The following is an 11720-nucleotide window of genomic DNA, read 5'->3' as shown; positions in this document are numbered from 1 at the left end:
CTCCTTCTCCAGCGCCGCGAGCAGGTTCTCGGCGTCGTCCTCCTCGACCTCGAGGTCCTCGTTCCGGGTGACCCGGAAGCTGTGCACCTCCAGGACCTCCATCCCGGGGAACAGGCGTTTGAGGTGCTCGCCGATGATGTCCTCGAGCGGCACGAAGCGCTGGTTGCCCAGCGGCACGAAGCGGGTGAAGTTCGGGGGCACCTTGACCCGGGCGAAGTGGTCCTTGCCGGTCTTGGGGTTCCGGATGACCACGGCCAGGTTCAGCGAGAGCCCGGAGATGTAGGGGAACGGGTGTGCCGGGTCGACCGCGAGCGGCGTGAGCACGGGGAACACCTGCTCGCTGAAGTAGTTCGACAGCCGCATCCGGTCGTAGTCGGTGAGGTCGCCCCACGTCACGATGCTGATCTGGTGCTGCTCCAGACCGGGCCGGATGTGGTCGAGGAACGCGCGGGCGTGCTGCTCGACGAGCTCCTGGGAGCGCTTGGAGATCCCCACGAGCTGCTCGAGCGGAGTGAGCCCGTCCGCGCTGCGCACCGTGAGACCGGTCTCCGCGCGGCGCTTCAGGCCGGCGACCCTGACCATGTAGAACTCGTCGAGGTTCGACGCGAAGATCGCGAGGAACTTCGCGCGCTCCAGCAGCGGCTGCGAGGAGTCCTCGGCGAGCGCGAGCACGCGGGCGTTGAAGTCCAACCAGGACAGTTCCCGGTTGAAGTACCGGTCGTCCGGGAGGTCGGTGGGCAGGGGGCTCGACGTCACCGCGGGCGGAGCCGAGGGCACACCGCGCAACGGGGCGGCCGCCGCGGGTTCCCGCTCGACCTTCGCCCGCGTCGTGGAAACCCGCCGGGTCGCCGCGCGGGGCAGCTGGCGCGGGGTCGCCGCTTCGGCTTTCGCGCGCGGCGCGCGGCGTCGGGGTGGGTTCGCCTTGCCGTCAGAGTTTTCCGTGCTCACGCCCTGCATTGTTACGCACGATCGGCCTGAGCGCTTTCAACCAGGACGACCGTCTGGTGAACTCCTCGTCACAGAACAGGCATGCGCACGGCCGTGACGACCCCGCCGGGACTACGTTCGAGGGTCACTCGCTGACCCGGACGCAGCATCCTCCAGCCACCCGCTGTGACGGCTTCGGCGCTCACGTCGAGCAGAACGCCGTCATCTCGCAGGACGACGGCGGAGCCATCACTGTTGAACGTGGACACGGTCGCCTGCATGGAGCAGAACCTTAGACGTCCGGGTCCGCACGCCCCGTTCGGAGCGGCCGGGGCGAGCGGCCGGGAACCCGCGCCGCTCGCCCGGTCCCGTTCTACGGCTGGGTCCGCCCGATGGCCGCGAGCCGCGACGGCTCGGACTGCGGCGCGGGAGCGTCCTGCGCCGGCAGGGCCGCGAGGCGCCGGCGGGCGATCACCCAGCGGCCCACGTTGATCATCGGGATCTCCACGGTCGCGTGGAGGACGCTCGCCAGCGCCAGCCCCAGTGCTGTGACCACGACGGACTGCCCGAGGCCGGACAGGTCCGGCCAGAAGAACCAGATGACCGTCGCCGCGATCGTCTGCACCAGGTACAGCGAGTACGACCGCTCACCGACGAACTGCATCGGCCTGGTCGACAGCAGCGTCGTGGCCGGTCCCGGTGCGATCAACGAGGTGAGCAGCACGGCTGTCGCGAGCGCGTACACGGGGATGACGAGCACGTGACCGGGGATCCCGTTGACCCCGTCGAGGAAGCCGGCGATGGGCTTCACGCTCAGGTGCACGCCGATGAATCCACAGCAGACGACCACCTGCGCGACCGGGTTCGTCAACGGCCTCAGCAGGGTGAAACCGCGCCGGCTGTGCAGCGCGACGGCGAGCAGGACACCGGTCAGGATCGAGAAGTAGTGCAGCGGCCAGCCGGGGTTGCTGTGTCCGGCGGTGAAGTTCACGACCACGAGCGCGAGCAGCATGCCGAGGACGGCGGCACCGGCGCGGCGCTTGAGCACGACGGTGCCCAGCGCGATCGCCACCAGCGGCCAGACCAGGTAGAACTTCTGCTCGATGCCCAGCGACCACGACTGCCCGTACGGGCTGCTGTCGGCGAACTCGTTGGTGAAGGACAGGAAGTACTTCAGCGCCGGGCCGATGCCGTTGCTGGTGAAGGTGCCGTAGAGAGCCGAGCTGACGACCGTCACGAGCAGGACCACGAAGTAGACGGGCAGGATTCTGAAGCCCCGCCGCAGGTAGAACTCCTTCAACGAGATCCGGCCGTTCCTGCGCTCCTCGCGCAGCATCAGCGTGGTGATGAGGAATCCGCTGAGGACGAAGAACAGCTGGACACCGGCCCAGCCCTGCAACCAGTCGGGACCGCCGTAGTGGAAGAAGACGACGAGCACCGCGGCTGTGGCGCGCAGGCCGTCGAGAGCGGGAAAGCGGCGCAACGCCAGGTAGCCGGCGTGCGTCAACGAAGTCATGCAGGTACACCTCTGGGCACAGCGTCGGGGACGGCGTGGGGAACGCCGGGGCATCAGGGGATACGGATGTAAAGGTGCGGGGGTTCCCCGTCACGTTGTCCAAACCAACATTTTAGTGCCGTTCGTCACGTGTCAGCACCGGGGCAGAGGGGAAAGCGAGCTCAGTGGCGCGGCCGCCGCGACCTGCCACCCCTGCTGTGTCAGCGCTCCGCCGTGCACTTCCAGCCAGTACACGCCGTCGGACGTGTGCACGGTAGCGCCGCTGCGGATGTCGGTGACGTACGAGGACTCCGACTGCCACGACACGAAGTCGCCGCTCACCCGCGGGTACACGATGCCTTCCGTCCTGGGGACGCCCCTGATCCCGGCCAGCTCGCGCGGTTCCGTCCACCCGTCGCGCCAGCCGAGCAACGAGTCGCCCTGCGCCCACACCACCGTGCGGCCGTCCGCCGCGACACCGCCGCTGGGCCTGGCGTTCCTCAGCTGGTCGGGCAGCGCGGCCTCGGCGCGGAACTTCCCGTCCTGCAGCCAGACGACCCCGCCGCCGAGGAACACCGGGTCCCTGCCCTGGCCGACGATCCTGTCCTTCTTCTTCGCGAGGTCGTAGACGTGGACGCCCTTGCTGTCCGTCCACGCGGCCTTGCCGTTGTGCACCACGGCTCCGTCAGAGCCGATCCGCACGGGCGCCCCGTCGTCGCGCGAGTCCCACGCGTACGTCGCGGGGGCTGTGTCGGACGGGCCCCGGCTCGTCGAGAACGTGACCCAGCGGCCGTCGAACTCGACGCCGAAGAGCTGGGCGTCGTCCTTCACGGCCATGACCTGCTGGCGTCTCCCGTGGTCGCGCAGCACGAGCTCGGTCGTCCTGTTGCGCTTGGTCTTCACGAGCGTCACGTCGGCGTTCTCGTTCGCGGCGACGACGGTGACCTTCTCGTGCGGGCCCACGTCGGTCCTCGTCCGGGACAGCTCGTCCTTCCAGTCCTGCGGCAGGTCCACGCGGCACGAGTCGAGCGTGCTGGGCGCGGTGTAGTCGGACGGCCGGTCGATCGGAACGGCGGCGACACAGCCCGCGATGGCCGTGATCGCCGCCAGCGCGATGAGCGCTCGCATCAGTCTCCCCGGTAGTGATCACCTCGGTGACCCGGAAGACGCGTGGCGATCGCTCAGGTTGTCCAGGCGGGCAGGGCGTTCACGGTGTGCGCGCCGAGACCCAGGCCCATCGCGAGCCTCAGGTCCTCTTCCGTGTCCACGTCACAGCGCAGCGACGGCCACGCCCCCGTCAACGGGACCGCGCCGGAGATCCGGTGGTGTCCGGCAGACCCGACGCCGAACCGCGGGTCGAGCTCGCCACCGGGCGCGGCGAGGAGCAACGTCGTTCCGGTGCCCTGCCGGTCCGGGACGAACGCGCGGCGGTGGAGCGCGGCCTCGAGCGCCGCCTGCAGCTCGGCTGGCTTGAGAGCGGGCAGGTCGGCCTGGAGCGCGCCGATGCGCGCGGACCGGAGCGTGCGCGCGCCGTGCGCCAGAGCCGCGTTGAGCCCCGGCTCGCCGGGCTCCGGCAGCGACTCGACGCCGAGCGCCGCCATCTCGGACGCCACCGCCGGGTCCGATGTGATCGTCACCACCCGGCGGACGCCGGGCGTCGCGACGGCCGCGCTCACCGTGTCCATGGCGAGCGCGAGCGCCAACGCCGCGTGCGACACCGGATCTCCGCCGGTCGCGCTGGTCAGCCGGGTCTTCGCCCTGTCCAGCGTCTTGACCGGGACAAGGAGGTCGACTTCATCCCTCACCTCGTCATAGTCCACGATTCGGCGACTACTGTGCTCTCGGGCGCTGATCGAGCAGGAGTGAGGGAGAGGCTCGTGGCCAAACGCGAGAAGGGCGGCTTCTGGGTCGGGGTCGCCGCGGCGATCGTCTACCCCATGGGGTTCGTGCTGGGCAGGCACCGGATCCTGCACTCCGAGCGCATCCCGCTCGAGGGGGCGGCGCTGCTCGTGATGAACCACATCTCGCACCTCGACCCGTGCTACGACGCGGTGTTCGTGCACCGCAGCCGCCGGGTGCCGCGCTTCCTCGCGAAGCACAGCCTCTGGAACGTGCCCGTCATGGGCTCGATCCTGAAGGGCGCGAAGCAGATCCCGGTCTACCGCGGCACCGCGGACGCCCAGCAGAGCCTGCGGGCGGCGCACGAGGCGCTGGAGAACGGCAAGGTCGTGGTGATCTACCCCGAGGGCACCATCACCAAGGACCCCGACGGCTGGCCCGCGAACTCCCGCACCGGCGTGGCGCGGCTCGCGCTGCAACACGACGGCCCGGTCATCCCGGTCGCCCGCTGGGGAACCCTCGAGCTCTACAACCACTACCAGAAGAAGTTCCGGCCGGTCCCGCGCAAGACGATCACCCACTTCGTCGGGGAACCGGTCGACCTCTCCGCCTACCGCGGCGAGGAGGAGACGCTCCCGTTGCTGCGCGAGGTCACGGACCTGCTGATGGGCCGGGTCAAGGACCACCTCGCCGAGGTGCGCGGGGAGCAGGCGCCCGAGGGTTTCTACGGACCGAGGAAGGCCTGAACTCCATGGCGATCGAACGCGTTGCGGTGCTCGGCGCCGGGTCGTGGGGCACGACGTTCGCGAAGGTCATCGCGGACTCCGGCCCCGAGGTCGTGCTGTGGGCGCGCCGCCAGGAGGTCGCCTCCGCGATCACCGAGACCCGCGTGAACACCGACTACCTGCCCGGCATCTCGCTGCCGTCCAACCTGGTCGCCACCGCCGACCCGGCGAAGGCGCTGGACGGCGCGGACGCCGTCGTGCTGGCGGTGCCGTCGCAGACGTTGCGGGTGAACCTGTCGGCGTGGAAGGAGCTGCTGCCCCCGGACGCGACCCTGGTGTCGCTGTCCAAGGGCGTCGAGCTCGGCACGGGCAAGCGGATGAGCGAGGTGATCCGCGAGGTCGCCGGCGTCGACTCCTCGCAGGTCGCCGTCGTGTCCGGGCCGAACCTGGCCAAGGAGATCGCCGTCGGGCAGCCGACCGCGACCGTCATCGCGTGCACGGACCACGATCGCGCGGTCGACCTGCAGCACGCGTGCTCCAACTCGTACTTCCGCCCGTACACCAACACCGACGTCGTCGGCTGCGAGCTGGGCGGGGCGTGCAAGAACGTCATCGCGCTGGCGTGCGGCATGGCGGCGGGCATGGGCTACGGCGACAACACGATGGCGTCGATCATCACGCGCGGCCTGGCCGAGACGGCGAGGCTGGGCGCGGCGCTGGGCGCGGACCCGCTGACGTTCGCCGGTCTGGCCGGCTTGGGCGACCTGGTGGCGACGTGCGCGTCGCCGTTGTCGCGCAACCGGTCCTTCGGCGAACGGCTGGGCAAGGGGGAGACTCTCGCGCAGGCGCAGGAGGCCGCGCACGGACAGGTCGCCGAGGGCGTGAAGTCCTGCTCGTCGATCCGCGATCTCGCCCGCGCGCACGACGTCGACATGCCGATCACCGAAGGAGTGCACGAGGTGTGCCATGACGGGTTGAGCGTGCGCGACCTCGGTGCCGCGCTGCTGGGCCGCGACCGGAAGCACGAGCGCCAGTGAACCCCGAGTTCGGTGACGGCACGCGGGTCGTGCACGCGTACACGGGCGAGCCGGGTGACCCGTTCGGCGCGCAGCCGGTGTTCGCGTCGGCGTACCACCTGGGCGGCCAGGACTACTACGGCCGCGCGGGCAACCCGACGTGGCGGGCGCTGGAGTCCGCGCTGGGCTCGCTGGAGGGCGGCGAGTGCGTCGTCTTCCCGTCCGGCATGGCGGCGATCTCCACGCTGCTGCGGACCGTGCTGTCCACAGGGGACACCCTGGCCGTCCCGTCGGACGGCTACTTCCTGACCCGCAGGTTCGTGTCCGAAATGGACGTGGAGGTGGTCGAGGTGCCCACCGCCGGGCCGTACCCGTCGTTCGACGGCGTCCGGCTGGTGCTGCTGGAGACGCCGTCGAACCCCGGCCTGGACGTGTGCGACATCGCGGACCTGGCCGCTCAGGTGCACGCCGCGGGGGCGTTGCTGGCGGTGGACAACACGACCGCGACGCCGCTGGGGCAACGGCCGCTGGAGCTCGGCGCGGACATCGTCGTGGCGTCGGACACCAAGGCCGTCGCGGGGCACAGCGACGTCCTCTTCGGACACGTGACGCTGGCTTCTCCCGAGCTGGCGGCGCGGGTGCGGGACGCGCGGACGATGAACGGCGCGATCCCCGGCCCGTTCGAGACGTGGCTCGCGTTGCGCGGCCTGGGAACCCTCGACCTGCGGCTCGCGCGGCAGGCGGAGAACGCGGCGGCGATCTACGCGCTGCTGAAGGGCCGCGTCGAGGGCCTGCGCTGGCCGGGTGCGCCGGAGGACCCGGCGCACCTCGTGGCGGCGCAGCAGATGCGGCGGTTCAACGGCGTGCTGACGTTCGTGCTCCCGGACCAGGCGGCCGTCGAGCGGTTCCTGTCGCGCTCGAAGCTCGTGTCGGCGGCGACGTCGTTCGGCGGCCTGCACTCGACCGCGGACCGGCGCGCGCAGTTCGGCGACCCGGTGCCCGAGGGCCTGGTGCGCTTCTCGGCCGGCTGTGAGGACACTCGTGACCTGGTCGCGGACGTGTCCCACGCTTTGGGACTGAATTGACGGGGGGTCCCGGTTTCGGGACCCTCTGCGACATGTCCTTCAACACTTGTTGCTGTTGTACCCGGCGATAGTCCCGCGTCCTCGTTTCGCGCACTCGCCCGGTTAGGACCTCTTTCCCATGTTCGCCGTTCCCGAGAACAGCGTCGTTCTGCCTGAAAGCTCCGCGCTGCTGCACCCCGTCCGGGTGGCGCTGTCGTGGGCGGCCGACCGCGACCGCTGGAAGCACCTGCTGCGGTACGACCCGGAGGAGCGCTTCTCGGCGTTGGTCGACAAGGCCGACGACCAGGAGATCTGGCTGATGAGCTGGCTCCCCGGCCAGACCGCCTCGCTGCACGACCACGACACGACCTCCGGCGCGTTCACCGTGGTCAGCGGCAACCTGACCGAGGTGGTCACGACGAAGATCCAGGTCGTGCACTCCCTGCACACCGGTCAGTCCCGCGTGTGGGGCCCTGGCTACGTGCACCAGGTGCGCAACGACGGCGTGGATCCCGCCGTGTCGATCCACGTGTACCGCCACGGCACGCGCTCCATGACCCGGTACCGCTACGACCCGGTCAACGGCCCCGTCCGCTGACGTGCGGCGGGATCGCCTTGTCCGTCTCGTGCGGCACGGGCGCGCCCCACGTCTGGACGAGCGGCAGGTGGCCGCCCCACACCAGGTTCGCCTCGAGGTCCGCGGGGTCCTCACCGGGCCCGCCCTCGCGCACCTTCACGCTCGCCTCGGTGAGGTCGATCTCCACCGCGACCGTCGCCGCCAGCTCCTTCCCGGACGGACCGCGCGCGTAGTCCCAGCTGCCCGGCGTGACGTGCTCGACGATGACCTTGAGCGCGTGCTCGGGATCGTCGGCGATCTTCGCCGTGCCGTGGATGATCGCCGACCGGTAGTTCATCGAGTGGTGGAACACCGACCGCGAGTAGACGACGCCGTCGACGAGGGTGACCGCGACGCACACCGGCTTGCCCTCGAGCATGCTCCTGATGGACCGTGAGCCCGTCGACCCGTGCAGGAAGATGCGGTTGCCGTCCCGCCCGTACGCGGTGGGGACGAGGAACGGCGCCCCGTCGACCTCCACGGCGAGGTGGCAGACCAGGCCGGCGTCGAGGATGTCGTAGAGCACCTGGCGGTCCTGGACGGCTCTGTTCTTGCCGCGGACGATGGTGCTGCGTTCGGTGGGGGAGAGCTGCACGTCGGAAGTCATGCTCTCCACTGTGGGCGCAAAAGTGGCATCATTGAAGCGCCAGTTTCCATCGATTTGAGAAGGCCACTTTGGCTGAGACCGCGCTCCCCGTGGCGTTGGACCGCGAGTCGGCCGAGCCGCTCGCCGTCCAGCTCGCCGATGCCCTCCGCTCCGCCGCGTCGGAGGGCCGTCTGCGTTCCGGCGACCGTCTGCCGTCCACGCGCGCGTTGGCCGACTCGCTCGGAGTCTCCCGCACGGTCACCGCCGCCGCCTACGAACAACTCCACGCCGAAGGCTGGATCGCCGGCCGCCACGGTTCCGGCACCTACGTCACCACGACCCCGCCAGGACCGCTGCGCAAACGTTCGCGCAAGCCCGTGGTGCCCGCCATCACCGATTTCGTCGACCTCGGCACCGGCGCGCCCTGGGCGAGCGGGCTCGACCGCGCGGCCTGGCGGAGGGCCTGGCGCGGTGCGGCCGACGCGCCGCCGTTGTCCCGTCCCGAACGCGCGGGCCTGCCCGAGTACCGCGAGGCCATCGCCGAACACCTGCTGCGCCACCGCGGGCTGGCCGTCAACGCCGACCCGGTCCTCGCCACCGGCGGCACCACGGCCGTGCTGACCGAGATCGCGGTCGCGGTGCTCGAGCGCGGTGACGCCGTGGCCGTCGAGGAGCCCGGCTACCAACGGGCGGTGGGCGTCTTCAAGGCCAACGGCCTCAAGGTCGTGCAGGCAGCCGTCGACGCGGAGGGGCTCCTGCCCGACGCCGTGCCGTCGGGCGTGAAGGCCGTCTACTGCTCGCCGGCCCACCAGTACCCGTTGGGCGGGCGCATGTCGGCGGGGCGCCGGGTCGCGCTGGTCGAGCGCGCGAGGAAGGACGGCTGGCTCGTCATCGAGGACGACTACGACGGCGAGCTCCGCTATGACGTCGCGCCGCTGCCGTCCCTGGCGGCGCTGGCCCCGGACGTCGTGGTCCACCTCGGCACCACGAGCAAGATCCTCACGCCGACCCTGGGCGCGGGCTGGATGGTCGCGCCGGAGCACATCGCGACGACGGTCCTGGAACACCGCGACCTGACCGGCACCAGCCCGGCGGTAGCGGGCCAGCGGGTCGTCGTCGAGCTGGCCCGCACCGGTGACCTCGGCCGGCACCTGCGCAAGCTCCGTCGGGAACTCTCCGAACGACGCGCGCTCATCATCGACACGTTCGCCGAGGCCGGCATCCAGGTCCTCGGCGACGACGCCGGCGCCCACGTGGTGGTGCTGCTCGACAACGCCGACCAGGAGCGCGAGCTCATGCGCCAGGCGCTCGAACGCGGCCTGCGGGTGGACGGCCTGGCGCGGCACTACGTGAACCGGGCCAAGCTCCACGGCCTCGTCATCGGCTACAGCGCTTGCTCGCGGGAGCAGTTGGTGAACGCCCTGCCGGTGCTGACCGAGCTGCTCGAACTGCCTGGTGGGGGCAATCGCCCAAACGGGTAGGGTCGCCCGCATGACGCAGCGCAAGACGAGGGTGGCCGTGGTGTTCGGCGGCCAGAGCTCCGAGCACGAGGTCTCCTGCCAGTCCGCCAAGAGCGTCCTGCCCTACCTGGACGCGGAGCGGTTCGAGGTGGTGCCCGTGGGCATCACACCGCAGGGGCAGTGGGCACTCGGCACGGACCCCACCGCGCTCGAGTCGGGCACGGGCACCCTTCCGACGCTGCGCGACACGACCGTCGCGGCGGTCGAGCCCGGCCAGGCGCTGCGGGACGTCGACGTCGTCTTCCCCTTGCTGCACGGCGCGTGGGGTGAGGACGGCACGATCCAGGGCCTGCTCGAGCTGGGTGGTCTCCCGTACGTCGGCCCCGGCGTGTTCGCCAGCGCCGCCGCCATGGACAAGGTCTTCGCCAAGAAGCTGCTGCAGGCGGAAGGTCTCCCCGTCGGCAGGTTCGTCGCGCTCGACCGCGCCGCCACCACGCTGACCCTTGACGAGCGCGAGCACCTGGGGCTGCCGGTGTTCGTGAAGCCGTCGCGCGCCGGGTCGTCCGTCGGCATCTCGAAGGTGGACGACTGGGCGGACCTGGACGCCGCGATCTTCGCGGCACGGCAGCACGACCCGAAGGTCATCATCGAGGCCGCCGTGCCGAACGTCCGCGAGATCGAGCTCGCGGTGCTGGAGTTCCCGGACGGCCGCGTCGAGGCCTCGCTGCCCGCCGAGCTGCGCCCGGTGGGCGAGGGCGCCGAGTGGTACGACTTCGACGCCAAGTACGTCAACGACTCCTACGAGGCCGACATCCCGGCCAAGCTCGACGACGACATCACCGCCCAGCTGCGCGAGATGGCCGTCAAGGCGTTCAGGGCGCTCGACTGCCAGGGGCTGTCCAGGGTGGACTTCTTCCTGACCGAGCAGAACGAGCTCATCGTCAACGAGCTCAACACGATGCCCGGCTTCACGCCGATCTCCATGTACCCCAAGGCGTGGGACGCGACCGGCATCGACTTCTCGACGCTGCTGACCACGTTGATCGAGACCGCGATCGCCCGCGGCTCAGGTCTGCGCTAGGAAGTTCTGACCGGCTGCTTCGGCAGCAGGTCGCGCACCGTGGTGGAGACGTCCTGCAACGGTCCGGTGCCCGCGTCGCCGGGCACCGTCAGCGCCACGTACACGCCGCGGTCCACGATCACCCACGTCGAGCTGTCCGAACCGGGCAGCTCCAGCCACTGGACGTCGGAGATCACCCGCAGCTGCGAGGTCGCGACCAGCTCCGACGGCCGCGGCAGGCCGCACCGCAGAACCACCGGATCGTGTTCGGCGTCACCCCAGGCGACCGCCGCGGGCGGCGCGGGGGAGGCGATCTCCCTGCGGGGCAGCATGTCCTTGCCGGACGGCAGCCCCACCGGCAGTTTCTCGACCAGGGAAGAGCATTCCGGTGAACCCGCCGAAGGCGCGTCGATCGAGACCAGCGCGAGGGGGCCCGTGCGACCGGGCACGTCCTCGGTCTGGTTCCCGGTGCCCAGCCACAGACCGAGCCCTGCGACACCGATGGCGAGCACGACGGCGAGCCCGACCGCCGCGAGCAGCGGCCGGGACAGCGCCGACGTGGATTCCTGCTGAGTCACCCGGTTATGACAACACGGGCTGGCTAGAGATGGACCACCGGGCACGTCAACGTGCGGGTGATGCCCTCGACGTTCTGGATGCGCGCGACCACGAGCTGGCCGAGCTGGTCCACGGTCTCCGCCTCGGCGCGCACGATCACGTCGTACGGACCGGTGACGTCTTCTGCGGTTGCTACCCCGGCGATCCCGGAAATCTCGGAGGCGACTGCGGCTGCCTTGCCGACCTCGGTCTGGATGAGGATGTATGCATGCACCACGGCGTGCCCCTTCGTCGCGACAGGTTGGGTCGAGGTAGGAACGTGTCACGCAACGTACCCCAGTTGGGGTTCCGAATGCTCAGATTGGGAGGCAACT

General features: G+C 70.5%; 12 protein-coding genes and 1 pseudogene. 6 read left to right on the top strand and 7 right to left on the bottom strand.

Features of this window, described 5'->3' with window-relative positions; all coding sequences use genetic code 11:
• From VM306_RS36140 to cofC, 4 genes and pseudogenes are all read right to left on the bottom strand, one after another.
• A pseudogene (locus VM306_RS36140) lies at positions 1 to 957 on the bottom strand (RNA degradosome polyphosphate kinase); the annotation flags it as partial.
• Between the two features lie 343 nt (positions 958 to 1300).
• A complete protein-coding gene (locus VM306_RS36135; protein ID WP_325523052.1) occupies positions 1301 to 2443 on the bottom strand; it encodes an acyltransferase in 1143 nt (380 codons plus the stop codon).
• Positions 2444 to 2575: 132 nt separating this feature from the next.
• Positions 2576 to 3550: a hypothetical protein gene (locus VM306_RS36130; protein WP_325523051.1), complete on the bottom strand. Its 975-nt coding sequence runs from the start codon at positions 3548 to 3550 to the stop codon at positions 2576 to 2578.
• A gap of 53 nt (positions 3551 to 3603) precedes the next feature.
• Positions 3604 to 4227: a 2-phospho-L-lactate guanylyltransferase gene (gene cofC / locus VM306_RS36125; protein ID WP_325523049.1), complete on the bottom strand. Its 624-nt coding sequence runs from the start codon at positions 4225 to 4227 to the stop codon at positions 3604 to 3606.
• Positions 4228 to 4299: 72 nt separating this feature from the next.
• Between cofC and VM306_RS36120 the strand changes: the two genes are divergently transcribed.
• From VM306_RS36120 to VM306_RS36105, 4 genes are all read left to right on the top strand, one after another.
• Positions 4300 to 5007 carry a lysophospholipid acyltransferase family protein gene (locus VM306_RS36120; protein ID WP_325523047.1) on the top strand — a complete coding sequence of 236 codons (708 nt, stop codon included), beginning with the start codon at positions 4300 to 4302 and terminating at the stop codon, positions 5005 to 5007.
• 5 nt (positions 5008 to 5012) lie between these two features.
• Positions 5013 to 6023: an NAD(P)H-dependent glycerol-3-phosphate dehydrogenase gene (locus tag VM306_RS36115; RefSeq protein ID WP_325523045.1), complete on the top strand. Its 1011-nt coding sequence runs from the start codon at positions 5013 to 5015 to the stop codon at positions 6021 to 6023.
• The gene (locus VM306_RS36110; RefSeq protein ID WP_325523043.1) at positions 6020 to 7087 is read left to right on the top strand and encodes a cystathionine gamma-lyase; all 1068 of its coding nucleotides are present in this window, start codon (positions 6020 to 6022) and stop codon (positions 7085 to 7087) included. The genes VM306_RS36115 and VM306_RS36110 overlap by 4 nt, the downstream gene beginning before the upstream one ends.
• A 118-nt stretch (positions 7088 to 7205) precedes the next feature.
• On the top strand, positions 7206 to 7664 hold the full coding sequence (locus VM306_RS36105) for a cysteine dioxygenase family protein (RefSeq protein ID WP_325523041.1): 459 nt from the start codon (positions 7206 to 7208) through the stop codon (positions 7662 to 7664).
• Here the strand turns inward: VM306_RS36105 and VM306_RS36100 are convergent.
• Entirely contained in the window at positions 7645 to 8289 is a 645-nt protein-coding gene (locus VM306_RS36100) for a pyridoxamine 5'-phosphate oxidase family protein (protein ID WP_325523039.1), read from the bottom strand. The genes VM306_RS36105 and VM306_RS36100 overlap by 20 nt on opposite strands.
• Positions 8290 to 8357: 68 nt before the next feature.
• Between VM306_RS36100 and VM306_RS36095 the strand changes: the two genes are divergently transcribed.
• Positions 8358 to 9749 (top strand): PLP-dependent aminotransferase family protein, encoded by a 1392-nt coding sequence (locus tag VM306_RS36095; protein ID WP_325523037.1) that lies wholly within the window; start codon positions 8358 to 8360, stop codon positions 9747 to 9749.
• 10 nt (positions 9750 to 9759) lie between these two features.
• Positions 9760 to 10809, top strand: a complete 1050-nt coding sequence (locus VM306_RS36090; RefSeq protein WP_325523035.1) for a D-alanine--D-alanine ligase family protein — start codon at positions 9760 to 9762, stop codon at positions 10807 to 10809.
• Here the strand turns inward: VM306_RS36090 and VM306_RS36085 are convergent.
• Entirely contained in the window at positions 10806 to 11366 is a 561-nt protein-coding gene (locus VM306_RS36085) for a DUF3515 domain-containing protein (protein ID WP_325523033.1), read from the bottom strand. The genes VM306_RS36090 and VM306_RS36085 overlap by 4 nt on opposite strands.
• Before the next feature lie 23 nt (positions 11367 to 11389).
• Complete coding sequence (locus tag VM306_RS36080) at positions 11390 to 11623, bottom strand: Lrp/AsnC ligand binding domain-containing protein (RefSeq protein ID WP_030467939.1); 234 nt, start codon at positions 11621 to 11623, stop codon at positions 11390 to 11392.
• Positions 11624 to 11720 lie beyond the last annotated feature (97 nt).

This window comes from Lentzea sp., from assembly GCF_035525475.1.
Lineage (GTDB): Bacteria > Actinomycetota > Actinomycetes > Mycobacteriales > Pseudonocardiaceae > Lentzea.
The sequence above is the reverse complement of the archived record's forward strand: the minus strand, read 5'-3'. Positions and strand labels throughout refer to the sequence as shown.